The sequence below is a fragment of the Evtepia gabavorous genome, from assembly GCF_003425665.1.
Lineage (GTDB): Bacteria > Bacillota > Clostridia > Oscillospirales > Oscillospiraceae > Evtepia > Evtepia gabavorous.
The window spans coordinates 44,024-67,107 of record NZ_QQRQ01000001.1; the positions used below are offsets into that span (position 1 = coordinate 44,024).

Below are 23,084 nucleotides of genomic sequence, written 5' to 3' on the forward strand. Positions count from 1 at the left end.
AGGGCGGTGTATGGAACGGTCCAAACTGAAGCTGACGGTGATTTTTCTCCTGACGGTGCTGGATCTTTTTCTGCTGGGAAGTGTGCTCATGCAGTGCCACCAGTCCCGAGACTACGCCCGCACCACCCAGACGCAGATTTTGGTGTACCTGGAGCGCAATGGGATTGAGGTCCAGCAGGAGACCATCCCGTGGGAGAGCGGCCTCTCAGCCCGGCGGGAGGACCTGGCAGACCAGATTCTTCCGGACAGTGAATGGCCGGCCCAGGGCCTGCCGGACAACTGTGAGGTACAGCCCGCCCGGGAGCCCGCCACGCTGCTCATGGACTTTGTCCGCGGCCTGTCCGAGCTGGGGCAGACCTGTGAGACGATCCACGGGATTCAGGAGGGCTATTGGTACAGCGGCGAGGAGGACCGGGCGGTTCTCACCCCCATGTGGGAGATTGAGACCGACCAGGGGACCTTTCTGCTGGACTGTGCCCAGGGGCTTCTGACCAGGGCGACGTAGGAAAGCGGCAGCCGACATAGGCTGCCGCTTTTTATTTGGAAAATGACATCCCACCGTGGAAACCACGGTGGGATGTTGTCAAATTAGGTCATATTTTTCCTTCAGCTGCAAAATCCGCAGAACACTTTGATCCAGCCGTTCCTGGGAAATGGTCCCCTTCTCCACGGCGGAGAGGAGGGCGTCGTAGGCTTCGGGGAGGTCCTCCGGCATCAGCAGCAGATCCGCGCCGGCCTGGAAGGCCAGCAGGGCGGCTTGGCCGGCGGAATAGGTGTCGGTGATGGCCTGGGCGGACAGGGAATCTGTGAGGATCACCCGCTGGAACCGGAGCTCTCCCCGCAGTTTCTCTGTGATCATTTCCCGGGAAAGGGAGGCGGGCAGGCCGTCTTGAACGGCGTTGGGGGCAGTCATGTGGGAGACCAGGACGGCGTCTGCGCCGGTGGCCATCCCCGCCTGGAAGGGATAGATTTCGCAGGTCAGCATCTCCTGCCAGGTTTTCTCGGTGGAGGCCCGGCCCGTTTGACTGTCCCAGCGGGCGCTCCCCTCCCCGGGGAAGTGCTTCAGGGCACAGGCCACGCCTGCCTCATGGAAGCCGTCCACCGCCGCGCTGACCAGCATGGCGGTCTGCTCAGGGTGGGTGCCAAAAGAACGGTTGCCCAGAACCGCGTTGTCAGGGTCGGTTTTCACATCGGCCACGGGGGCCAGATCCAAGTGAAAACCCAGGTCCCGGAGAAAGCTGCCCAGAGCCAGACCGGCCTGCTTGGCCTTGGCCGGGTCTCCGTCCGCGCCCACTGTGGCCATATCCGCCACCTGGGGGGAGGAGAAGGTCTCCTTCCCGGCAAAGGGAGAGCGGCTGCCGCCCTCTTCCTCGATGGCAAAGAGGGGAGGGACCCGGGAGGACTGGGAGAGACGGGTCATCAGAGACTCCAGCTGGTCCGGGTCCTGGAGCTGTTTCGCTGTGCAGACAAAACCGCCCACAGGGTAGTCTTTTAGGACGTTCCGGGCGCTGGCGTCCACCTGGGTGAGCCCTGGCTGATTGGGGTCCTGGCGCTGCTGGGGGGTCTGGGTGGTGTCCAGGGCGTCAGGGGAGATCAAAAAGAGTTGGCCGACCTTCTCCTGGACGGTCAGCTTGGCCAGCAATTCCTCCGCGTTTCCCGCTGTGACCGGTTCTACCGCGCCGGGTTCCTCCTGGATGGGGGGCTCCTCTTTCTTGCCGCAGCTGCACAGCAGCCCGGCCATGAGCACGGCGCAGAGTATCCATTTCCATTTCATTGTGGTTCATCCTCTCTGGGGGGGTGTTGGAAAGACGGGTTCCAAGGGATAGTATACCCTTTGAACCAGAAAAGCACAAGGGGCATTCCCTGCTTCCGCCGCCTGAAAAAACGCGCGTACCGAACCTCGGTACGCGCGTTTGGCAAGGAAAAAGGAGGGGATTATCCTTCTTCCTGGATGGCTTTGGCGTCGTCGATGGCCTTTTGCTGGGCGGCGGGGGGAGCCTCCTCATAGCGGACGAAGTGGAAGGAGAAGGTGCCGCGGCTCTGGGTAATGGAGCGCAAGTCAATGGCGTAGGAGGTCATCTCCGCCATGGGGACCTCGGCCTCCAGAATCTGATTGCCGTCGTCGGTGGGGTTCATGCCCATCACCCGGCCCCGGCGCTTGTTCAGGTCGCCCATGACGTCGCCCAGATAGCTGTCGGGAATGGTTACCTTCAGCTCTCCAATGGGCTCCAGAATGGTGGGGTTGGCGTTGGCAATCCCCTCTTTGTAGGCCAGCTGGGCTGCGGTTTTGAAGGCCATTTCGTTGGAGTCCACAGGGTGATAGGAGCCGTCATACAGGGTGGCCTTCAGCCCCACCAGGGGATAGCCGGCCAGCACGCCCTTGTTGGCGGCCTCCCGCAGGCCCTTTTCCACGGCGGGGAAGAAGTTCTTGGGGACGCTGCCGCCGAAGACCTCTTCGGCGAAGATCATGTCCTCGGACTCATACTGGGGCTCAAAGCGGACCCACACGTCGCCGAACTGGCCGGAGCCGCCGGTCTGCTTCTTGTGGCGGCCATGGGCCTCCACCTTTTTCTTGATGGTCTCCCGATAGGGGACCCGGGCGGGACTGAGCTCCGCCTCCACCCCGAAGCGGCTCTTTAGGCGGGAGACCAGCACATCCAGCTGCATATCGCCGGTGCCGGAGAGGACCACCTGGCGGGTCTCAGGATTGTTGACCACGGAGAAGGAGGGGTCCTCCTCGTTCATCCGGGCCAGACCTGCGGCCACTTTGTCGTCCTGGCCCCGGGTCTTGGGGGCAATGGCCTTGGAATAGCAGGGCTCGGGGAAGGGGATACCCTTCAGGGCGACCACTTTCCGGCTGTCACACAGGGTGTCGCCGGTCTTTACCTTGTCCATTTTGCCGATGGCGCCAATGTCGCCGCAGGAGAGCTCCTTGACCTCTTCGGCTTTCTTGCCGCACATTTTGTACAGGCGTCCCAGCTTTTCCGCCGCGCCGGTGCGGGCGTTGACCAGGGGAAGATCGGAGGTGATCACCCCGGAAAGGACCTTAATCATGGAGTATTTGCCGTACTGGTCCGAGATGGTCTTGAAGACGTAGGCCGTGGGCACGCCGCCGGGGGAGACCACGAAGTCCTCGGTCTCGCCGTTCTGCATGGTGGCCTTGTGGTGGTTGCCCTCCATGGGGTTGGGCAGCAGATCCACGATGTAGTCCATGAGCATCAGTGAGCCGATGCAGTTGATGGCGGAGCCGAAGAGGACGGGGAACATGGACAGCTCCCGCACGCCCTGGCGCAGGCCCTGAATCATCTCTGCATAGGTGAAGGACTCGCCGCTGAAGTATTTGTCCATCATTTCATCCGAGGTCTCGGCCACGGACTCCTTCAGGGCTTCGTTGAATTCCGCCACCACGTCGGCCTTTTCCGGGGGAATGTCCACCTCCACCCGCTTAAAGTCCTGCATCTCATAGGCCCGCTTGTTGAGCACGTCGATGAGGCCGGTGGTCTTTTTGTCGGCGTCCCACATGGGGACCACCAGGGGGGCGATTTTGTTGCCGTACCGCTCCCGCAGGGCGTTGAAGGTGGCGTTGTAGTCACTGTTTTCTTCGTCGGTTTTGGAGATATAGATAAACCGGGGCATATCCCGCTCCTGGCAGTATTTCCAGACCTTTTCAAAGCCCACGGAGATACCGTCCTTGGCGGAGCAGACCAGGATGGCGGCGTCGGCGGCCCGGAGGGCCTCCATTACCTCGCCGGAGAAATCGAAAGCGCCCGGGGTGTCCAGCAGATTGATTTTACAGCCCTTATACTCCAGGGGGGCGACTGCGGTGGAGATGGAAATCTGGCGGCGAATCTCCTCGGGATCGTAGTCACAGACGGTGTTGCCATCGGCGCTGTTGCCCATGCGGTTGATGGCGCCGGTCATAAACAGCAGGCTTTCTGCCAGGGCAGTCTTGCCGTTGCCGCTGTGGCCCACCAGACAGACATTTCGGATGTTTTGCACAGAATAGCTCATAGCAATCTTCTCTCCTTATTTCAGATGGGACAGGGAGGGAACCCCCTCTCCTGTGCCCCGACGGAGTCACGCACTCCATAGTCATGGACTTAGTATACAACAAGAGTGCGTCAATGACAACACAAAAAATAAAAAATAACTAAAAAATTTGTAAAAATCAGAGAAAAATTTCATTTCCTTCCGGTTATCCCAGTCCGGGCCCCGTGGAGGACGGCGGGACGGGAATCTCGTGAATCTGTCCTGTGGAGCAAGAGACCATCAGGAACGTGACGGCGTTGCCGTTGGCATCCCGGCCGGAAAAGCGCCAGTAACCTTGGTTGGGACTGGAGTCCAAAGGCACCAGGGTGAGGGTCCGTCCCTGCTGGGCCAGATAGGCCGTGAGCAGCGACTGGGCTTCCTGCCGGCTCACCGCGGGGGCGGGGGGATCGTCGGGTTTGTCCCCTGTGTTGTTGTCGGGAGGTGTGTCTGTGCCGGGGTCCCCTGGGGCGGGATCACCGGAGGGATTGGAGGGGTTGTTGGGGGTTTGGTTGTTATTGGGCGGGGACTGCGGGTCCTCCGTGTCGTTTGGGGCGGTGGGCCGGTCCGAAGGGGACGGGGCCTCCCCCTGGGCGTCTCCTCCGTTCTGTTCTGCCTGCTGCTCTGTATCCTTCGAAGGGTCTTGCGGGCTGTCTGGGTTGTCGGGGGCGGCGGGATCGCTTTCCTCGCTGCCAGCGGCGGGGTCCTGCTCGGGCCGCTGAAAGACTTCAATGACTGCCTTTGGCAGGAGTCCATCTGCTCCCCCTGGCAGGAGAAGCTGGCAAAGGCCCACAACCAGCACCACGGCGGCCGCAGCGCAGGCCAGCCACGGAAGCAAGTGCCGTCGCTTGGAGGGGGAAGCCGTTGGGGAACGGGGCGGGGAAGAGGAGGCGGACTTACTCCAGTCCTGGCTGGCCAGAGCGTCCTTGAGGGAGTCAGGGGGCTCGACCCAAAGGGAGGTCATCTGGGTTTGAAGGTCCTCCAGCTCCTGGGCCAGCTGGCGGCAGTGGGGGCACTGGGCCAGATGGGCATGCAGCTGGGTCTCCTCCTTGAGAGAGAGCGCCCCGTCCAGCCGGGCGCTGAGGAGAAGCTCATATTCTTCGCATGGGTTCATTTTGACATCCCTCCTTTCCGCCCCAGTTGATTAGACGGGGAACCGGTGGGAAGGTTCCCCTTTTGCAGCAGAAGTTTTCGCAGCAGCAGTCGGGCCCGGGCCAGCCGGGATTTTACAGTGCCCTCCTCCAGGTCCAGTGCCTGGGCAATCTCGCGGTAGCTCAGCCCCTCAATTTCCCGCAGCAGCAGGGGAATGCGGTGGGGCTCGGGCAGGGACTCGATGGCCTGCCACAGGAGCTGCCGCCGTTCGTGCTCCTCGGACAGCTCCTCTGGGGAGGGCCCCCGGTCCGGGACGACGGGCAGGTCGGGGTCATCCAGGGAAAGGGCACCCTGGTGTTTTTTTCGCTGACGGAGCAGGTCAATGGCGGCGTTGACCGTCAGCCGGTACAGCCAGGAGGAAAACGCTGCCTTCCCCTGAAAGGACGGCAGCCCCTGCCAAGCCTTGAAGAAAGCGGTTTAGGTCACTTCTTCCGCGTCGTGGTGGCTCCCTGTTTTGCCCAGGGCCAGGTTGTAGACCATCTTCTGGTGGCGCTCCACCAGGCGGGTGAAGGCATCCTGGTCTCCCTCCCGGGCCAAGGTCACCAGCTGCCGGTCATCCATCGTCGCTTGCATCTTTCAGCTCCCGCTTGATGCCGGCGGTGACCCGATAGACGTCGGCCAAGGTGGAGATTTTGGAGATTTCGCTTTTCCAGTACCCGGCATAGGGGACCCCTTTCAAATACCAGGCATAGTGTTTCCGGGCCTCCAGACAGGCGATTTTCTCGCTCTTGTACTGGGCGGCCAGTTCAAACTGACGCACGGCGGTGTCGCACCGCTGGGACAGGGGAGGGAGGGGAGGAATGGGCCGCCCGTCTATGGCGGCCTGGGCTTGCTGGAAGATCCAGGGGTTGCCGAAGACACCCCGGGCAATCATAACCCCGTCTGCCCCGGTGTAGCGGAGGATACGCGCGGCATCCTGGCCGGAGAAGACGTCTCCGTTGGCGATGACGGGGATGGACAGGGCCTGTTTCACCCTCCGAATCCAGTCCCAGTTGGCGGTGCCGGCATACATCTGCACCTTGGTCCGCCCGTGGAGGGTGATGGCGGCGATCCCCAAGTCCTCCAGGCACTGGGCCAATTCCAGGCAGACGATGTTTCCCTTGTCCCAGCCCAGGCGCATTTTCACGGTGACGGGGATCTCGCCGGCTCCTTTCCGAACGGCCTCCGCCACCCGGCAGGCTTTGTCCAGGTCCCGGAGCAGGCCGGAGCCGTCCCCGTTGTTGGCGACCTTGGGGACGGGGCAGCCCATGTTGATGTCGATGATATCTGGGTGGGCCACCTCCCGCACAATGGCGGCGCCCTCCTCCATACAGGCCAAGTCGCTGCCAAAGATTTGCACGCCTGCTGGATGCTCGTCTTCCCCCAGCCGCATCAGGGGCAGGGTCTTTTGGTCTTGGTAGCACAGGGCCTTGGCGCTCACCATCTCCGTTATGGTATAGCCCGCCCCCAACTCCCGGCAGATGGTCCGAAAGGCTAAGTCCGTTACCCCTGCCATGGGGGCCAGGACCAGAGGGGAGGGAATGGATACAGAACCGATCCGCAAAGGGATCACCTCATTTCAAAAAAGTAGAGATTTCGCACTGTTTTTATTATCTTATCATAGATCGACGCTTTCTGACAACCCGGAGGCCCTGGTAAACCAGGGAAAGGAAGAAAATCCCGGGCCCACGGGCCGTGCGTCCCCATTGCAAAGGCAGGGAAATGTGATATGATGGGAGGAAAGCACAGCGCAGAGAGGCGGGGGGAACCATGGAAGAGCAAAAAAGAGAGCGCCACACCAGGCACCACCCGGTCCGGGCCTTCTTCCGGGGGATGTATACGGAAGTGGCATTCAGCGGAGAGAGCCTTCGCATCAACGGCCGGGGGCTGTTGTTTGGTCTGGTGGTGGGGCTGCTTGTGGGGGTCTGGGGTGGCTTGTTCGCCCGTCTGTTGGGGGCGGCGAACCACCTGCGGGAGGGCACCGGATGGGCGATGTTCCTGCTGCCCCTGGCCGGCTTGCTGGTGGTGTGGATGTACCGCCGGGGCGGCATCAAAACGGCCGGGGGAACCGACCTTATCATCCAGGCTGCCCGGGGGGAGCAGCCGGTCTCCCGTCTGCTGGCCCCGGTGATCTTCGCGGCCACCCTGCTCACCCATGGTTTTGGAGGATCGGCCGGCCGGGAGGGCGCGGCCCTGCAGCTGGGAGGCTCCTTGGCCGAGCTGGTGCGCAAGGGGGGAAAGCTGGGGGCCGAGTTTCAGGACCTGGCGATCATGTGCGGTATGAGCGCGGGCTTTTCTGCGGTCTTCGGCAGCCAGATTACCGCGGCGCTGTTCGCGCTGGAAATCTCCTGCGTGGGGATTCTGCCCCTGGGGGGCCTCTTTCCCTGCGTGGTCTCCTCTCTGGCCGCAGGGACGGTGGCCCGGGCCATGGGCGTGCGGGCCATGCGCTTTTATCTCTCCGCCTCCACCCCCGACGTGTTGTTCTATGGACAGGTGCTGGTGCTGGGGATTGCCTGCGGCCTGCTGAGTATTTTGGTCTGCTATACCTTTTCCGGTGTCCGGGCGGGGCTGGCGCGGCTGTTTCCCAACCCCTATCTCCGGGTGGTGGTGGGGAGCGCCGGTGTCATGGTTCTCACCTTAATTTTGGGCACAAAAGCCTATCTGGGGACAGGGGAGGCCCTCATTGCCCAGGCCATTGACCAGGGGAGGGCGGCGCCCCAGGATTGCCTTCTTAAACTGTTGCTGACTGCGTTGACCCTGGGCGCGGGACTCAAGGGGGGCGAAATTGTGCCCTGCTTTGCCATTGGGGCCTCCTTTGGCTGTGTGGTGGGTCCCTTGCTGGGGCTGCCGGCACCCTATGCCGCAGCTGTTGGCATGGTTTCCCTCTTCTGCGGGGTGACAAACTGCCCCCTCACCGCCCTGATGCTGGGGTTTGAGGTCTTTTTCTTCTGCAATCCCGGGGGCTTTCTCATGGCGGTGGCCGCCAGCTTTCTGGTCTCTGGGTACAGTGGACTCTACGCCAAGCAAAAATTTGCCTTTTCCAAGACCGCCAGCCCCGAGGGACTGGCCCATGAGGCGCGCCGGGAGCGCACCGGTCCTCTGTGAGGAGCGCGCGCCCGGCCCTGCCGGCGCTGCGCACGCGGGGCTGCGGCTGGGATCAGAACCCACGGACGAAAATCTCATTTTCTGTTAGACGCCCCCTGGGGAGAAAAGTTCCTTTTTCCCCCAGGGGACTTGACAAATTTCTCTACCTTGTATTACAATGTAGCTATACCTTGCGATGCAAGGTAGCTGGAAGGAGAGAGGAGCCTTGATTCCATCCCAGATGCTCAAAGGTGTCCTGCAGGGCAGTGTGCTGGCCATCCTGGGCCAGCGGGAGACCTATGGCTACGAAATCGTGCAGGCCCTGCATGGCTATGGATTTGGCAGCGTTTCCGAGGGGACGATCTATCCCCTTTTGCTCCGACTGGAGAAGGAGGGATGGGTTTCCGCCCGGTTTATGGACTCGGACCTGGGACCGCGGCGGAAATACTATACCCTTACCGACCAAGGCCGGAGGGAGCTGGCGCAGTTCCGGGCCAGTTTCCGGGAGATGACGGCGGCAGTGGAGCGGCTGCCGGGATTTGGAGAGGAGGAGATGACATGCGGAAGTCCTCTGTGAGGACCTTGCGGCAGGAGAACAACGCCCGGGAGAGGGCGCTTTCCCGGGAAAGTCAGCGGGAGATGACCGATGTGGTGGTCTATCTCCGGGGGCAGGACCTGAGCCCCTTGGACCAAGAGGAGATCCGCCGGGACATTTTGGAGATGGTTTGGGAGGCGGAGGCCCGGGGGGAGACCATGGCCCAAGTGGTGGGGCAGGACTACCGGACCTTTTGCCAGGAGATTGTAGCTGCGGTGCCCCGCCGGTCCCGCCGGGTGCGGATGGCGGCGGCGGTGGAGGAGCTTCTGCCTGCGCTCAGCGTTTTGCTGGGCATTTGGCTGGTGAAAAAGGTGGTGGAGGCTCTGCTGCGTGGAGAGGCCGTGATGCACCTCACCCTGACGCTGGGGGAGGCGATCTCCATGGGGGTTCTGCTGGCGGCCTCTGTGGGGATTGTGACCTATCTCTGCCGGACTGCTTTGGAGGGAGAGAGAGGACGATCCCGGGGAAAAGGGTTTTTCATGGCCTGGGCATTCTGTGTGGCCCTGCTGGCGGCGATCTTTTTGCCCACTTTCTTGCTGACGAACCCGCTGCTGACACTCTGGCTTCCTGTGGCTGTGGCCGTGGTCATCCTGCCGCTGCTGGTCCATGGGGTACTTGCCAGATGGATGGAAAGATGATATAATAAACAAAAAGCGACAACAATGGCGCCGACGGCGCCATCGGGTGAGCACCTACCGGATGTAAGGCTATCCTTGCATCCGGTTTCATTTTGAGACAAAAGGAGAGAACCATTATGTGGAACCTACTCTGGCCCATGCTCATGGTGGTGGGGGCCAACACGGTGTACAACATCTGTGCCAAATCCACCCCGGAGAAGCTCAATTCCTTCGCCGCCCTAACCATCAACTATGGGGTGGCGGCGGCACTGTCCCTGCTGCTGTTTTTTGTGACCACAGGGGGAGAGAAGAACCTGATACAGGAGATCGGCAAGACCAACTGGGCCCCAGTGGTGATGGGGCTGTCCGTGGTGGGCCTGGAGCTGGGCTATATCCTGATCTACCGGGCGGGATGGAAGGTCAGTGTGGCCTCCCTGGTGGCCAACCTTGCCCTGGCGTGTATCCTGGTCCTGGTAGGGGTACTTTGGTATAAGGAGGTACTGACCGGCCACCAGATCCTCGGCATAGGCGCCTGCGTGGTGGGCATTCTGCTCATCAGCCGCTGATCTGATCCCGGTAAAAATACAGCATGCCCCCAGCAGGGAACGTGAGCCCTGCTGGGGGCATGCTGCGTTTCAGGGATGGGCGGCAAAATATTCCCGGGTCTGCTCTGCGTTGTGCATCACTTCCGCAGTCAGGGCCGCGAAAGAGGGAAATTTGCGCTCCTCCCGCAAGTACTTATAAAACTCCATTTGGATTTTCTGGCCGTACAGGTCTCCCTGAAAATCCAGGATAAAGCCCTCAATGGTCAGCTGATTCCCGTCGTCCACCGTGGGGCGGGTGCCCACATTGGTCACAGCGGGGTGGGTCTCCCCATTTTCCAAAATCACCTTGGTGGCATAGACCCCTTTGGCGGGGGAGAGGACGTTTTCCTTCAGCCGGAGGTTCACGGTGGGAAAGCCCAGGGTGGAGCCCAGCTTCTTCCCGTGGGACACCCGGTCGCTGAGGGTGTAGGGGTGGCCCAGAAACTCGTTGGCCCGCTCAATTTCGCCCTGGGCCACCAGGGTGCGGATATAGGTGGAGGAGACGGTGATGCCCTCCTGCTCCACCTTGGGGATGATGTCACAGCCGATGCCCAGGGCCTGGCAGGTCTGCTGGAGCCGCTGGGGATTGCCCTCCCCTTTGTAGCCGAAGTGGTAGTCGTGACCGGCCACCAGATGGACCGCGCCCAGGTCCCCCACCAGGGTTTCCTCTAAAAATTCCCGCCAGGGCTGCTTCATCCGCTGGGGGGTGAAGGGTTCCACGATCACATCCTGGATGCCGTAGTATTTCCGCATCAGGTCCGCCCGGTCCTCGGGGGAGGTGAGCAGGGGCATGGGCCGGCCCAAAATTACGGTTTGCGGATGGGGATCAAAGGTAAAGGCGGCGGGAGTGGCGCCGATTTCCCGGGCCACCTGGGCGGTGCGGCGCATCAGCGCGGCGTGGCCGTTGTGCACGCCGTCAAAAAAGCCCAGGGCGATCACACGTTTTTTCTGTTCCAACTTCTTACACCTCGAAAAAACTTTTAATAGTGGTGAGGGCACCCTGCTCCAAACGGCTCAGGGCGAGAAAATCTCCCCCTCGGCTGTAAACCCGGTAGACACCGTCCTGCCCCTCCAGCGTCAAACGATTCCCGTTTCGAAGTTTTTTCTCCGCGGTCCCATGTCGCAGGGTGAGGGCGGGATACCGGCTGAAATAGCGGTCCACCGACAGCAGAAGCTGTTGGGGGGCCGGATGGGCCGACACTTGGTCCATGGTGACCGCCTGGTCCAGGGAAAACCCGGCCGACTGGGTTCGACGCAGGGAGAACAGAGCGCCGCCGCAGCCCAGGGCCTGTCCGATGTCGTGGCAGAGGGTACGCACGTAAGTCCCTTTGGAACACCGTACCCGCAGGGTGTATTCTGTGGGGGAGACCTGATCCAGCAGGTCCAAGGCCTCAATGGTAATGGGCCGGGGCTGCCGCTCCACCTCCTGGCCCCGCCGGGCCAGCTCGTAGAGCTTCTTCCCCTCCCGCTTGATGGCGGAGTACATCGGGGGAATCTGGGTGATCTCCCCCCGGAACCGGGCCAGTACAGCCTCTACCTGGGGACGGTCTGCACAGACCGGATGGGTCTCCAGCACGGTCCCCGTGGTGTCCTGGGTGTCGGTGACCACACCCAGGCGGAGGCCGGCAAGGTATTCCTTTTCCCGTTCCGCGGCGAATTCCACCGCCCGGGTGGCCCGCCCCACGAAAACCGGCAGAACGCCGGTGGCCATGGGGTCCAGGGTGCCGGCGTGGCCGATCCGTCTCTCCCGGAGAAGTCCCCGGAGCTTGGCAACCACATCGTGGCTGGTCCAGCCGGCGGGTTTGTCGATGATTAAAATTCCGTTAGCCATGCTGCACCTGCTCAATGGCGGCCAGCATGGCTGCTTTGGCCTGGGCGGGGGTCCCCCAAATGGTGCATCCAGCGGCGGCGGGATGTCCTCCCCCTCCGTGGAGGGCACAGACAGCGGAGGCGTTGAGGGTCTTGCCGTCGGTGCGCAGGGAAATTTTGCACTCCTGGGGGGACAGCTGGCGGATGGTGACCGCGTTGTCCACTCCTTCCACCTGACCGATGAAGGAGGAGATATCCTCCAAATCCTCCTCTGTGGCCTGGAGATCGGCGATGAGAGCCAGGGTGACATAGGCGAAGGCCAGCGTGCCCCCCTGGGCCAGCTCCATCTCCTGTACCAGGCGCCCCTCCAGCTGCATCCGCTTGAGGGACTTGACCCGGAAGTGGCGCCGGTTGACCCATTGGGCGTCAAAGCCCACCGCCATGAGGGCGGCGGCGATCCGATGGGTCTCCGGGGTGGTGTTGGAGTAAACGAAACAGCCGGTGTCGGTGGCAATGGCCATATACAGGAGCATGGCAATTTCCGGGGTGAAGGAGATCGCCATGGCCTGGAAGATCCGGTAGAGCAGCTCTCCGCAGGCGGCGCAGCTGGGGTCCACACAGGTCTCTCGACCGTATCCCTCGTTGGAGCCGTGGTGGTCGATCACCAGGTCGATCCGGTCCTTGTAGGCCCCGGCGCTGTCAGGGAGCATGCCCAGGGATGCCACATCCACCGCCACAACATGCTGGGGCAGAAACCCCGCCGGGGCCAGGACACCCTCCAGATAGGGGGTGAAAAGACCGTGGGCGTCCTCGTTGGGCAGGACCCAGGCGGTTTTTCCCAGCTGCCGGAGCGCCAGGCACAGGGCGCTGGCACAGCCGATGGTGTCCCCATCGGGCCGGCGGTGGGTGAGGATCAGCACTTGATCCAGTGCCGCCAGCCGGCGGGCGGTCTGGTGGTCTGTCATGGGTTGCCTCCCGTCTCTTTCCGTTCGATGTCGTTGAGGAGCTTTAAGATATGGGTACCCTTGTCAATGGAGTCGTCCTCCTGGAACAAGAGCTCTGGGGTATACCGCAGGGAGAGAGCCCGGCCCAGCTCCCGGCGGAGATACCCGCCGGCGGATTTGAGGCCCCGGATGACTTCTTTTCCGTCCTGCTGGTTGAGCACGCTGACGAAAACCTTGGCGTACCGGAGATCCGGTGTGGTGTCCACGTGGGTGATGGAGACCAGCCCGTGGACTCTGGGGTCCTTGACGGTGCGCAGCAGGGCTGCCAGCTCCCGCTGGATTTCTTCATTGATCCGACCAATTCGATTGGAGGCCATAACGCCCCTCCTTTCCAGGGTAACCCCGCCCGGGCAGCCTGCCGGAGCGGGCCGCGGGCGGGGAGTCGGTTACACTTCGATCTGCTCCATCACGAAGGCTTCGATGATATCGCCTACCTTGATGTCGCTGTACTTTTCGATGCCAATGCCGCATTCGTAGCCCTGGGCGACCTCTTTCACCGCGTCCTTAAACCGCTGGAGGGAGCTGAGGACCCCCTCGTGGATCACGATGCCGTCCCGGACCAGACGGACCTGGGCGTTGCGCTGCACTTTGCCTTCGGTGATATAGCAACCGGCGATGATCCCGGCGCCGGTGATCTTGTAGACCTCCCGCACCTCGGCTGCACCCAGGGCCACTTCCCGGAACTTGGGAGCCAGCATGCCCTTCATGGCGGCCTCCATCTCGTTGATGCAGTCGTAGATGACCCGGTACATTCTCATATCCACCTTCATCCGGGCGGCGTAGTCCTTGGCATTGGCGTCAGGACGGACATTGAAGCCCACGATGATGGCGTTGGAGGTGGAGGCCAGCATAGCGTCCGACTCGTTGATGGCGCCCACGGCGCAGTGGATGACCCGGACCCGGACCTCTTCGTTGGAGAGCTTTTCCAGGGAGGCCTTTACCGCTTCGGCGGAGCCCTGCACGTCGGCCTTGACGATGATATTCAGGTCCTTCAGCTCCCCCTGCTGGATCTGGGAGAACAGATCGTCCAGGGTGACCTTTTGGCTGGAGGCACTGGCGGCCATTTTATTTTCATGCTTACGCTGCTCCACCAGGGTTCTGGCCATGCGCTCGTCGTCCACGGCATGGAAGTCGTCGCCGGCGCCGGGGACCTCCCCCATGCCGGTGATCTCCACAGGGACCGAGGGGCCGGCCTCGGTGATTTTCCGGCCTCTGGCGTCGGTCATGGCCCGGACCCGGCCCACGGCGGTGCCGGCGATGATGACATCCCCCTGACGGAGGGTACCCTTCTGCACCAGCAGGGTGGCGATGGGGCCCCGGCCCTTGTCCAGGCGGGCCTCGATCACCGCGCCGTGGGCGGAGCGGTTGGGGTTGGCCTTCAGCTCCCGCATCTCGGCGGTGAGGACCACCATCTCCAGCAGGCTGTCAATGCCCAGACCGGTTTTGGCGGAGATGGGGCAGCAGATGGTCTCGCCCCCCCATTCCTCAGGGACCAGGCCATATTCGGTCAGCTGCTGCTTTACCCGGTCGGGGTTGGCCTCGGGCTTATCCATTTTGTTGATGGCCACGATCACGGGGATCTCCGCGGCCTTGGCGTGGTTGATGGACTCCACCGTCTGGGGCATGATGCCGTCGTCGGCGGCCACCACCAGAATGGCGATGTCGGTGATCATGGCGCCCCGGGCCCGCATGGCGGTGAAGGCCTCGTGGCCGGGGGTGTCCAGGAAGGTGATGGGGGAGCCGTTCACGTCCACCTGATAGGCGCCGATGTGCTGGGTGATGCCGCCGGCCTCGCCTTCCGCCACCTGGGAGTTGCGGATGTAGTCCAGCAGGGAGGTCTTGCCGTGGTCCACGTGGCCCATGACCACCACCACGGGGGCGCGGGGGGCCAGATCCTCCTCTTTGTCCTCAGCGGTGTCGATGAGCTTTTCCTCAATGGTGACAATGACTTCCTTCTCCACCTTGCACCCCAGCTCCATGGCCACCAGGGCGGCGGTATCGTAGTCGATGATCTCAGACAGGGAGGCCATAACCCCCAATTTCATGAGCTGCTTGACCACGTCGGCCCCGGTTTTTTTCATCCGGGAGGCCAGTTCGCCCACGCCGATTTCGTCGGGAATCTTGACGGTAAGGGGGGTCTTCTTGGCGATTTCCAGCTGGAGCCGGCGCATCTTCTCCTGCTCCTCCTGGCGGCGCTTGTTGCCGAAGTTGCCGCCCTTGCGGTGGTTGCCGCGGCTTTGAATCTTCTGCTTGCCGCTCTGCATCTTGTTGGCCCGCTCCGGCGCCAGGTTCTCCAGGTGCTCGTCGTACCGGGCCAGGTTGACGTTGCCCGCTTTCCGGGTGTCCACCAGCTTCTTCTCGGGGACCCGGGTGGTGGGGCGGTTGGCGGCCTGCTTGGCCTGCTGTCCCTGTTGGGGGGCGGCCTTTTCCCGGGGCGCCTCGCCGTTGTTCCGGGGGCCATCGTTCCGGGCCGGGCGGTCCCCGCCCCGGCTGGATTTGTTCCCCTCACCCCGCTTCTGCTGGCCCTGCTTCCGGCCGCTGTCCCGGTTGTCCCGGGGGCGGTCGTTTTTGGCGCCTTCCCCCGCCTTGGGGGCGTTGGCGAAAACGGCCTGCAGGTCCGCGACCTGGTTGTGCTGGGTCAGGTATTCAAAGATGATGGACAGTTCCTTGTCGTCCAGCACCTGCATGTGGTTTTTCGGGGTTGTAGCGTATGTGGTGAGGATCTGGGTGATGTCCTTGGTCTGTTTCCCAAAATCCTTGGCTACTTCATGCACACGATATTTTTCAAAACTCAAATAAAGCCACCTCCATCACAGCCAGGCCCAGACAGGGACCGGCTGCTTGCTCTTTTCTCTCCGCGGCCGGGGACCCGGCGCGGCTACCTACAAAGTATGGGAACGGCGCTTATCCATTCCCTTGGCTGCCGTCGTTGGATGGGCCGTCCGGCTTTCGTTTTCCGGCCCGGCGCGCGCCCTTGTTTTTGTGGGGGGAGCGCTTTTCCGCGCGGCGTTTCTTGACCCGGGCGGCCTTGTTGGACAAGGTCTCCCAGGCGGGGCCATAGGCCTCGGGGTCCAGCTGGGCCAGCTTTTCCGCCACCGCCGCGGCAAAGCCCACGTCGGTCAGCGCCAGCATGGCGCAGGAGGCACGGCCCAGCCCGCTGCCCAGCTCCTGTTTGGTCAGGGGGAGGGTGAGGCAAATGGTTTTTCCGGCTTGGCAGAAATGAAGGGCCCGGCGGATGGTGTTGTCCGCCGCGTCGCTGGCCAGCAGCAGCAGGTACCCCTTGTGGCACCGGCAGGCGACCCCGACGGGCTCCTCCCCCACGGCAAGCCGCCCTGCTCTGAGCGCGAGGCCCAGCAGGGAGGGAATGCTATCCATCCAGACCACCTCCCTCCATCTGTGCGGCCAGGGCGTCATAGACCGGGTCTGGGATGGGAAGGGCAAAGGCCCGCTCCAGGGCTTTGGCCTTGCGCGCCCGTTTCAGACAGTCCGGACTGGGGCAAAGGTAAGCGCCGCGCCCGGGTTTCTTTCCGTGGAAATCCAGGGAGATCTCTCCCTCCGGGGAGCGGACCACGCGGATCAGCTCCCGTTTTGGCTTCATTTCCCGGCAGCCGAGGCATTGGCGCAGGGGGATTTTTTTTGGCACGGTGCCACCTCCTTATAGGTTGTATGGACGGTCAGCTCTCGCTGTCGGTCTCTGGGATGGGATCGGGCTGGGGGTCGGGGGAGGGAGTCTCCGGGGCTGTTTCCTCCGGGGACTGGAATTCCTCCTCCAGGCCAGCTGCTTCCGCCGCTTCTTGGGCAGCCCGCTGGGCTTCCGCGTCCTCCTCCTCCCACTCGTGGGCGGCGGAGGCGGCCTTGATGTCAATCTTGTAACCGGTGAGCTTGGCGGCCAGCCGGGCATTTTGCCCCTCCTTGCCGATGGCCAGGGAGAGCTGGTCGTCCGGCACCACCACCCGGCAGCTCTTAGTGCCCTCCAGAGGGAGGACGGAGACCACGTCGGCGGGGGAGAGGGAGGCGGCCACATACTCGGCGGGATCGTCGCTGTACTTGATGATGTCGATTTTCTCACTGCCCAGCTCGGCCACCACGTTGTTCACCCGGGCGCCCTTGGGGCCCACGCAGGCGCCGATGGGGTCCACGTTTTCGTCGGCGGACCAGACAGCCAGCTTGGAGCGGCTGCCGGCCTCCCGGGCGATGGAGCGGATTTCCACAGTGCCGTCGTAGATTTCAGGGACCTCCAGCTCAAACAGACGCTTGACCAGGCCGGGATGGGTCCGGGAGATGAGGACCTGGGGCCCCCGGCTGGAGCGGCGGACCTCCACCACATAGACCTTCAGCCGGTCGCCTTCCCGCACCACTTCGCCCCGGACCTGCTCCGAGGGGGAGAGATAGGCGTCGGTGGACTCCCCGTTGCTGGTGATGCGCAGGGAGACCGCGCCGTTGCGGGGGTCTACCCGGGTAACAGTGCCCAGAAGCATCTCGTGCTCTTTGGAGCTGAACATGTCATAGATCATGCTGTGCTCCGCCTCCCGCATGCCCTGGATGATCACCTGGCGGGCGGTCTGGGCGGCGATGCGGCCGAAGTTGCGGGGCTTGATCTCAATGCGGACCACATCCCCTGTCTGGGCGGAGGGGAGGCTCTTGCGGGCCTCGTCCAGGGCGATCTCGGTGAAGGGGTTGGTGACCTCCTCCACGATCTCTTTTTTTACAAACATGCGGACGGTCTCGGTGATCTCGTTGGCCTCCACAAAGACGTTGTCGGTGATGCCCTCGTGGTCCCGTTTATAGGCGGAGACCAGGGCCTGGGTGATCTTTTCCAGCATATAGCTTTTGGGGATCCCCTTTTCCTTTTCAATCAGGGCGATGGCGGCAAAGAATTCCTTGCCGTCCAGCTCGTTGCTTTTTGCGGTTTTCGATGTTTTCTTAGCCATGACTTAGATTCTCCTCAATAGAATGTTAAAAGCCAACGTGCAAACGGACGAAAGCGATCTCCTGCTTGGGGAAAGTGACGGTGTCCTCCCCCATGGTTAAGGTGACCGCGCCATCCTCATAGCCGGCCAGGATGCCTGTGCAGGTCTTCTGCCCGTTTTTTGCCTGGTAAAACTTCACGTCTACCTGGGCGCCCAGGTAGGCCTGGAAATGCTCGGGCTTTTTCAGGGCCCGGTCCGCGCCGGCGGAAGAGACTTCAAAGGTGTAGGGGTCCTGAATGGGGTCGGCCTCGTCCAGCAAGTCGGACAGGACCCGGCTGACCGCCTCGCAGTCGTCGATGGAGACGCCGGTCTCCTTGTCAATGTATACCCGCAGATACCAGCTGCCCGCCTCCTTGACATACTCCACGTCCCAGAGGGAACAGCCGTTGGCCTCCACCACAGGGCGGGCCAGCTGGGCCGTTAAATCGGTGATTTTGGACATCATAACCTCCCCGCGCCCCATGGGCGCTGCAATCCAAATCGAAGTGGTTCAGACACCGGACCGGTCCCCCCCGCCGGAAAAGGGAGCGGGCCCGGTCCAGTTCATAAAAGAAAGAGCGGGGCAAGCCCCACTCTACCTAACTTACATCTTAAAATCGTGCTTATTATAACACATGAATGAAAGGGTTGCAAGGGGTTTCCGGCAATTCCTTGGAAAAACCCCGGCCGGACCCATCGCCGGGGAGAGCAGGAAGGGCGCCTGTGTATTTGTTTGTACAAACGAAAAAAAGATACAAAAGTGGGTAGGAATTATGAATAATACGAAAGTTAAGGACAAAGACTTGCCGAAAATGGGCAAATTATGTACACTACATTTATACATGCTTTTTTGACCCCTTGGAAAACACAACAAAAGGAGGCCAGAGCCTTGGCCAAACAGAAGAAACGTCGATTGAAAAAAAAGTACCGTGTCCTGCGGGGCATTTATGCCGCTGTGGTGGCAGTTGCAGCTGTCATTGTGATTGGATATGGTGTTTATAAAGTAGCCGTTCCAGCCCCTGAGATGAAGCCCGCCGCAGCGAATGCCACCCAAGAGGAGGAAGTGGCGCCGGGGATGGAACAGGGCAGCCACACCAGGAGAGAGCAGACCTACACCTTCTTGCTGGCCTGCCCGGACCAGGTCAGCGGCAATGCCGATGCCATCATGCTGGTCACCTACGATGTGCCCAACCAGAAGATCGGAATGCTCTCGGTGCCCAGAGACACGCTGGTGGATGAGTCCAGCCCGAAGATCAATTCCTCGCTCCATGGAGGGATAGAGAACCTCCAGGATGTGGTGTCCGACCTGGTGGGGTATCCCATTGACTTCTATATCACCATCGACCTGGATGGGTTTGTGGAACTGGTGGACGCAGTGGGCGGCGTGGAATTTGATGTTCCCGTGGAGATGTATTACAGTGATCCCACCCAGGATCTGAACATCTTCTTCCAGCCGGGCATGCAGCACCTGGATGGCCAGGCGGCCATGGAGGTCTGCCGGTTCCGAAAGAACGGGGATGGCACAGGGTATCCCTTGGGGGATATCCAGCGCAGCGAGACAGTGCGCAACCTGATGGTCACTGTGGCCAAGAAGCTGGTCTCCAACATCGGGAAGCTGGATCAGTTCGTGGATATTTTCCAGCGGAACATTGAGACCAATCTCTCTGGGACGGACATCACCTGGTTTGTTACCAAGGCCATTGGGGTGAATTTGAGCACCGGCGTGACCGGTGGGGCGCTGCCGGGAGATGGCAATACCACCTATCGGGGGACAAGCTACTGTTATGAGCTGGAGCCGGCGGAGAGCCTGACTATGATCAACCAGCTGGTCAACCCCTATACCACCTCCCTGACCCCGGAGGATGTCAACTTCTTCCAGGTCAACGACGCCAACGGCAGGGGTATGCGGGCAGACGCCAGTATGTTTAAGACCGCAGAGACCGAAGACGGATCGGCGGGCACGGGCAGCGCGGACACCTCTGTCCGGGACCCGGAATATGACTGATCCAGCGGAAACGCGAAGAGCAGACGAGGCTTCGGCCTCGTCTTTTTTTGCGGCAAGGGAGAGAATTGACGGATATAAAATAGTGGCTTGCAAAATGAAATTGGACAGGATTACGAAACGATGTGTTTTGTAGGGAACGCAGGGGGTATTTCGTAAAAAAATTGAGAAAATGTTGAATTATTATTCAGTTGCTTCACAAATTGTACACAAAAAATTCTGATTTCAGCCAAATAAATTAAAGAAAACGATCAGGAAGCGCCTGAAAAGGAATGATTTCTTGTGCAAATAGTACACGTTCGTGGAAAATGACGAAGGGATATCTGTTGCGTTTTGGTGAAAACGTGCTATAATGACGTTGTATCGATTGAAAAGATGTGGAAAAGAAGAAAAGGAAATGCGCTCATGCGTTTTTCCGACAGAAAAATTGCAAGTCAAAGCAATGTGTATTTTTATGAGGAGGGACCGTAAATGAATCTCATGCTTCCAACCGCCCGGCGGAAAGACGGTGAGAAGCAGCCCTGCATCAAAATCTGGAAGTTCGACCTTCGTATTCCCTTTGTCCATTACGAATGGGAAATTCCGGAGATGATTCAGGCCTGCGTCGTCTTTATGACCGGCTCTGCGGCCACTGCGTATCTGCAGGACCTGTTTGGCTTTACTTTTGAGATGGCTTTGTCCATTGTGTTTGTCCATGAGCTGCTGTACATGGTCAACAACACTTTGGGCGACCCCCTGATCGGCGGGTGGATTACGCCGGCTGTGCCGCTCATCACCGCGTTCCTATTGAATTTTGAGGGACCGGACCGGATGTACGCCCTGGTGGGGCTGGAACTGATCCTGGGCCTGATGTATGTTATCTTGGGCGTCACCGGCATTGCCACAAAGATCATTGACATTTGTCCGCAGAGTTTGAAAGCGGGGATTCTCATAGGCTCCGGCTTTGCCGCCTGTTGTGGCCAATACGGCTTTAAGGCGTTGGAAGACGGCGGGGCCGGCTTCTTCAAATATCCCATTTCCTGGTCCATTGGCTGTGCGCTGGGTCTGTTCCTGCTGTTTTCCAATGGGTTTGGCAAGGTGAAATTTGGCAGTAAAAGCAAACTCATTAAACTCATTACCAAGGCTGGCTTTGTCCCTGCCATTATTGTAGCGGGTGTGATCGCTATGATCATTGGGGAGTGCGATCTGCCGGACTTCTCTACGGTAACCAGTTTCTGGTTTAACCCCTTCCCGGGCCTGCAATGGGTATGGAACAACTTCTCTATTCTGGGCATTGGGATTCCGCCCGCCCATATTTTGCTGCAGGACCTGCCCATGGCGATTATGTGCTACGTCATTGCATTCGGAGATATCGTGGGCGGCACGGCCTTCCTGGAGGATACCAAACGGTACCGGGAGGATGAGTACATCGACGTCAACCCCGACCGCACCAATATGTGCTGCGGATTCCGGAACCTGATCGAGGCTTTCTTCAGCCCCACCTGCACCATGTCGGGTCCTCTGTGGTCCGCCATGACGGTGTCCGTGGCCGAGCGTTATAAGACAGGCAAAGAGAACATGTACTCCATTTTCGGCGGTGCCTGTACGTTTAATACCACCAAATGGATCTGCCAGCTGATTGTCCCCTTGATGGCGCTGATCCAGCCCATCCTGCCTCTGGCCATGGCGCAGACCCTGATTATTCAGGCCTTCGGTTCCTTCTACGTGGGCATCAACATGTGCCGCACCAATGTGGAGCGCGGCGTGGCGGGCATCACCGCCGGCGCCATCGCCACCTGTGCCAACCCGTCCTATGGCCTTTTTGTGGGCATTGCGCTGTGTATCGTCATGGAGATCATTGGGATGTCCAAGAAGGAGCGCCGTGCCAATGTGGAAGAGGGCATTGAGATTTATCTGAAGAACACCCGTGCTGAGCTGGATGAACAGGATGCTAAGGCAGCTGCCAAGCTGAGCAAGAAGGCTTGAGCAGAGTCCATCGGGTCGATCGCGTCAAATCATTGTTTTCCAAAATCCAATCAATCGATCTCGTTCTTTTTAGGCATCGTCCCGGCTCTTTGTCAAAGGCAAAGAGCCGGGCTTTGTTTCCAGGGGAAAGGGATGAAAAATCCCCTCTGCCGACGGGCAGAGGGGAACGGTGAAAAGGGGGGCAGGGCAGGGGAGGATCACTTGCCGCTGCCGTCCTCCCGCAGAAAATCTTTATACAGCATGCTGGGCTGAACGCCGGTGTTGTTCTGGTATTTCCCAGAGTCGTACTTTTGATACTCGCCCTGTATGGTGTGGTAATAAATCTGGCAGATCTCTACATTGGGATAGATCACAATGGGGTGGATGCAGAACATCTCCAGGGTCCAGTACCCTGCAAAGCCCACATCGCCAAACCCAGCGGTGACATGGATAAATAGGCCCAGCCGCCCCACAGAGGAGCGCCCCTCCAGCATGGGGACAAACTGCTCTGTCTTGGTGTACTCCAGGGTGCGGCCCAGGTAGAGCTTATTGGTCTCCAGCAGTAGGCCGCTGTCCGGGATGGTTAGGTGTCGGACAGGATTGTTGGCCTTCATGTCCAGGGTGTCGGTGTCGTAGACCAGCAGCTCGTTGGACAGGCGTAGATTGTAGCTGTTGGGGTTGAGCTGAGAGGGGTGATAGGGTTCGATGATAATGTTCCCACCCAGATTCTTCTGGATTTCCTCACCGGACAGCAGCATGTGGGTCCCTCCTTATTTTATTATAGGGCAATGACAATGGGGAAACGAGAGCGTAAAGGCGGTCTATTGGGCGGCGGTACTGCTCCGGGAGAGTTCCCCATACTGAAGGCAGATCCCCTTGATACAGGTCTGCAGTGCCTTACGCAGATGTCCGTAGTAGCTTTGATTCAGCCGTTCCACCAGAGGGTCTGGCCCTCGGGTCAGCGCGTAGCCCACCAGAAGCTCCCGGATGAACCGTCGCCCCAACTCGGTGGCCATAGTGCAGTCGGCATCCAGGATGGTCCCCGTGGAGGACTCTGCGGTGACCACCAGGACCAAGTGGTTGTACAGTTTTTGCGCCGTGGTGTTGTCCGGCAGCTTGGCATAACCAGAGAGAAAAACCTTGGGCACGGTCATTTCCCCTTCCTTTTTTATGGACTTTACTCTATCACAGGCAGTCTGGGATGTCAATATAAGGGTAGGAGCAGCTGAAAGGGGGCAAGAAAAGTGGAGTTAGCGAAAGATAACAAAATGTTGTGAACACCCGGTCGAAGAAATCACGAAAAATCCAAAAAAACCAGAAAAAATCTCTCGATTTCTGT

General features: G+C 60.5%; 23 protein-coding genes and 1 pseudogene. 7 read left to right on the forward strand and 17 right to left on the reverse strand.

Annotated elements, in window-relative coordinates; translation table 11 throughout:
• Window positions 1–10: 10 nt before the first annotated feature.
• A complete protein-coding gene (locus DV520_RS00215) occupies window positions 11–505 on the forward strand; it encodes a hypothetical protein (protein WP_117141401.1) in 495 nt (164 codons plus the stop codon).
• Between the two features lie 78 nt (window positions 506–583).
• Here the strand turns inward: DV520_RS00215 and DV520_RS00220 are convergent, their stop codons facing one another.
• The 6 genes and pseudogenes from DV520_RS00220 to dusB all read right to left on the reverse strand — a co-directional run bounded on the left by DV520_RS00220 (window position 584) and on the right by dusB (window position 6,721).
• Entirely contained in the window at window positions 584–1,774 is a 1,191-nt protein-coding gene (locus DV520_RS00220; protein WP_117141402.1) for a glycoside hydrolase family 3 protein, read from the reverse strand.
• 161 nt (window positions 1,775–1,935) lie between these two features.
• Window positions 1,936–4,011 (reverse strand): elongation factor G, encoded by a 2,076-nt coding sequence (locus DV520_RS00225; protein ID WP_117141403.1) that lies wholly within the window; start codon window positions 4,009–4,011, stop codon window positions 1,936–1,938.
• Window positions 4,012–4,195: 184 nt separating this feature from the next.
• Window positions 4,196–5,140: an anti-sigma factor family protein gene (locus tag DV520_RS00230; protein WP_117141404.1), complete on the reverse strand. Its 945-nt coding sequence runs from the start codon at window positions 5,138–5,140 to the stop codon at window positions 4,196–4,198.
• A pseudogene (locus tag DV520_RS00235) lies at window positions 5,137–5,580 on the reverse strand (RNA polymerase sigma factor); the annotation flags it as partial. The pseudogene DV520_RS00235 and the gene DV520_RS00230, both read right to left, overlap by 4 nt.
• Window positions 5,581–5,595: 15 nt before the next feature.
• Complete coding sequence (locus DV520_RS12465) at window positions 5,596–5,751, reverse strand: RNA polymerase sigma factor (protein WP_242984609.1); 156 nt, start codon at window positions 5,749–5,751, stop codon at window positions 5,596–5,598.
• The gene (dusB, locus tag DV520_RS00240; RefSeq protein WP_021919335.1) at window positions 5,732–6,721 is read right to left on the reverse strand and encodes a tRNA dihydrouridine synthase DusB; all 990 of its coding nucleotides are present in this window, start codon (window positions 6,719–6,721) and stop codon (window positions 5,732–5,734) included. Before dusB ends, DV520_RS12465 begins: the two co-directional genes overlap by 20 nt.
• 206 nt (window positions 6,722–6,927) lie before the next feature.
• Between dusB and DV520_RS00245 the strand changes: the two genes are divergently transcribed.
• The 4 genes from DV520_RS00245 (at window position 6,928) to DV520_RS00260 (ending at window position 10,019) form a co-directional block, all read left to right on the forward strand.
• Window positions 6,928–8,262 carry a chloride channel protein gene (locus DV520_RS00245; protein ID WP_117141405.1) on the forward strand — a complete coding sequence of 445 codons (1,335 nt, stop codon included), beginning with the start codon at window positions 6,928–6,930 and terminating at the stop codon, window positions 8,260–8,262.
• Window positions 8,263–8,467: 205 nt separating this feature from the next.
• Window positions 8,468–8,818, forward strand: a complete 351-nt coding sequence (locus tag DV520_RS00250; RefSeq protein ID WP_021920062.1) for a PadR family transcriptional regulator — start codon at window positions 8,468–8,470, stop codon at window positions 8,816–8,818.
• Entirely contained in the window at window positions 8,800–9,474 is a 675-nt protein-coding gene (locus DV520_RS00255; RefSeq protein WP_117141406.1) for a hypothetical protein, read from the forward strand. Before DV520_RS00250 ends, DV520_RS00255 begins: the two co-directional genes overlap by 19 nt.
• Window positions 9,475–9,590: 116 nt before the next feature.
• Complete coding sequence (locus DV520_RS00260; RefSeq protein ID WP_117141407.1) at window positions 9,591–10,019, forward strand: EamA family transporter; 429 nt, start codon at window positions 9,591–9,593, stop codon at window positions 10,017–10,019.
• 69 nt (window positions 10,020–10,088) lie between these two features.
• Here DV520_RS00260 and DV520_RS00265 read toward each other — a convergent pair whose 3' ends face one another.
• From DV520_RS00265 to DV520_RS00305, 9 genes are all read right to left on the reverse strand, one after another.
• Window positions 10,089–10,994, reverse strand: a complete 906-nt coding sequence (locus tag DV520_RS00265) for a bifunctional riboflavin kinase/FAD synthetase (RefSeq protein ID WP_021920059.1) — start codon at window positions 10,992–10,994, stop codon at window positions 10,089–10,091.
• A gap of 4 nt (window positions 10,995–10,998) precedes the next feature.
• A complete protein-coding gene (gene truB / locus DV520_RS00270) occupies window positions 10,999–11,868 on the reverse strand; it encodes a tRNA pseudouridine(55) synthase TruB (protein WP_117141408.1) in 870 nt (289 codons plus the stop codon).
• The gene (locus DV520_RS00275) at window positions 11,861–12,811 is read right to left on the reverse strand and encodes a DHH family phosphoesterase (protein WP_117141409.1); all 951 of its coding nucleotides are present in this window, start codon (window positions 12,809–12,811) and stop codon (window positions 11,861–11,863) included. Before DV520_RS00275 ends, truB begins: the two co-directional genes overlap by 8 nt.
• A complete protein-coding gene (gene rbfA, locus DV520_RS00280; RefSeq protein ID WP_117141410.1) occupies window positions 12,808–13,167 on the reverse strand; it encodes a 30S ribosome-binding factor RbfA in 360 nt (119 codons plus the stop codon). The genes DV520_RS00275 and rbfA overlap by 4 nt, the downstream gene beginning before the upstream one ends.
• Before the next feature lie 69 nt (window positions 13,168–13,236).
• On the reverse strand, window positions 13,237–15,645 hold the full coding sequence (gene infB / locus DV520_RS00285) for a translation initiation factor IF-2 (protein WP_021920055.1): 2,409 nt from the start codon (window positions 15,643–15,645) through the stop codon (window positions 13,237–13,239).
• A gap of 109 nt (window positions 15,646–15,754) precedes the next feature.
• The gene (locus DV520_RS00290) at window positions 15,755–16,225 is read right to left on the reverse strand and encodes a L7Ae/L30e/S12e/Gadd45 family ribosomal protein (RefSeq protein WP_021920054.1); all 471 of its coding nucleotides are present in this window, start codon (window positions 16,223–16,225) and stop codon (window positions 15,755–15,757) included.
• Window positions 16,218–16,493 (reverse strand): RNase P modulator RnpM, encoded by a 276-nt coding sequence (rnpM, locus tag DV520_RS00295; protein ID WP_021920053.1) that lies wholly within the window; start codon window positions 16,491–16,493, stop codon window positions 16,218–16,220. The genes DV520_RS00290 and rnpM overlap by 8 nt, the downstream gene beginning before the upstream one ends.
• A 31-nt stretch (window positions 16,494–16,524) precedes the next feature.
• Complete coding sequence (gene nusA / locus DV520_RS00300; RefSeq protein ID WP_117141411.1) at window positions 16,525–17,781, reverse strand: transcription termination factor NusA; 1,257 nt, start codon at window positions 17,779–17,781, stop codon at window positions 16,525–16,527.
• A gap of 25 nt (window positions 17,782–17,806) precedes the next feature.
• Window positions 17,807–18,262 carry a ribosome maturation factor RimP gene (locus DV520_RS00305; RefSeq protein ID WP_021920051.1) on the reverse strand — a complete coding sequence of 152 codons (456 nt, stop codon included), beginning with the start codon at window positions 18,260–18,262 and terminating at the stop codon, window positions 17,807–17,809.
• A 426-nt stretch (window positions 18,263–18,688) separates the two neighbouring features.
• Between DV520_RS00305 and DV520_RS00310 the strand changes: the two genes are divergently transcribed.
• A complete protein-coding gene (locus DV520_RS00310; RefSeq protein WP_021920050.1) occupies window positions 18,689–19,804 on the forward strand; it encodes an LCP family protein in 1,116 nt (371 codons plus the stop codon).
• 468 nt (window positions 19,805–20,272) lie between these two features.
• Complete coding sequence (locus tag DV520_RS00315; RefSeq protein ID WP_021920049.1) at window positions 20,273–21,766, forward strand: hypothetical protein; 1,494 nt, start codon at window positions 20,273–20,275, stop codon at window positions 21,764–21,766.
• Between the two features lie 197 nt (window positions 21,767–21,963).
• Here the strand turns inward: DV520_RS00315 and dcd are convergent, their stop codons facing one another.
• Both dcd and DV520_RS00325 read right to left on the reverse strand, forming a co-directional pair.
• A complete protein-coding gene (gene dcd, locus DV520_RS00320) occupies window positions 21,964–22,503 on the reverse strand; it encodes a dCTP deaminase (protein WP_117141413.1) in 540 nt (179 codons plus the stop codon).
• 63 nt (window positions 22,504–22,566) lie between these two features.
• Entirely contained in the window at window positions 22,567–22,899 is a 333-nt protein-coding gene (locus tag DV520_RS00325) for a DUF3870 domain-containing protein (protein ID WP_117141414.1), read from the reverse strand.
• Window positions 22,900–23,084: the final 185 nt, after the last annotated feature.

Bases quoted from the DNA above. Each gene is read 5' to 3' on its own strand.
- DV520_RS00215 (WP_117141401.1), top strand. From the start codon at position 11: ATGGAACGGTCCAAACTGAAGCTGACGGTGATTTTTCTCCTGACGGTG.
- DV520_RS00220 (WP_117141402.1), bottom strand. From the start codon at position 1,774: ATGAAATGGAAATGGATACTCTGCGCCGTGCTCATGGCCGGGCTGCTG.
- DV520_RS00225 (WP_117141403.1), bottom strand. From the start codon at position 4,011: ATGAGCTATTCTGTGCAAAACATCCGAAATGTCTGTCTGGTGGGCCAC.
- DV520_RS00230 (WP_117141404.1), bottom strand. From the start codon at position 5,140: ATGAACCCATGCGAAGAATATGAGCTTCTCCTCAGCGCCCGGCTGGAC.
- DV520_RS12465 (WP_242984609.1), bottom strand. From the start codon at position 5,751: ATGCAAGCGACGATGGATGACCGGCAGCTGGTGACCTTGGCCCGGGAG.
- DV520_RS00245 (WP_117141405.1), top strand. From the start codon at position 6,928: ATGGAAGAGCAAAAAAGAGAGCGCCACACCAGGCACCACCCGGTCCGG.
- DV520_RS00255 (WP_117141406.1), top strand. From the start codon at position 8,800: ATGCGGAAGTCCTCTGTGAGGACCTTGCGGCAGGAGAACAACGCCCGG.
- DV520_RS00260 (WP_117141407.1), top strand. From the start codon at position 9,591: ATGTGGAACCTACTCTGGCCCATGCTCATGGTGGTGGGGGCCAACACG.
- truB (WP_117141408.1), bottom strand. From the start codon at position 11,868: ATGGCTAACGGAATTTTAATCATCGACAAACCCGCCGGCTGGACCAGC.
- DV520_RS00275 (WP_117141409.1), bottom strand. From the start codon at position 12,811: ATGACAGACCACCAGACCGCCCGCCGGCTGGCGGCACTGGATCAAGTG.
- rbfA (WP_117141410.1), bottom strand. From the start codon at position 13,167: ATGGCCTCCAATCGAATTGGTCGGATCAATGAAGAAATCCAGCGGGAG.
- DV520_RS00290 (WP_021920054.1), bottom strand. From the start codon at position 16,225: ATGGATAGCATTCCCTCCCTGCTGGGCCTCGCGCTCAGAGCAGGGCGG.
- nusA (WP_117141411.1), bottom strand. From the start codon at position 17,781: ATGGCTAAGAAAACATCGAAAACCGCAAAAAGCAACGAGCTGGACGGC.
- DV520_RS00305 (WP_021920051.1), bottom strand. From the start codon at position 18,262: ATGTCCAAAATCACCGATTTAACGGCCCAGCTGGCCCGCCCTGTGGTG.
- DV520_RS00315 (WP_021920049.1), top strand. From the start codon at position 20,273: ATGAATCTCATGCTTCCAACCGCCCGGCGGAAAGACGGTGAGAAGCAG.
- dcd (WP_117141413.1), bottom strand. From the start codon at position 22,503: ATGCTGCTGTCCGGTGAGGAAATCCAGAAGAATCTGGGTGGGAACATT.
- DV520_RS00325 (WP_117141414.1), bottom strand. From the start codon at position 22,899: ATGACCGTGCCCAAGGTTTTTCTCTCTGGTTATGCCAAGCTGCCGGAC.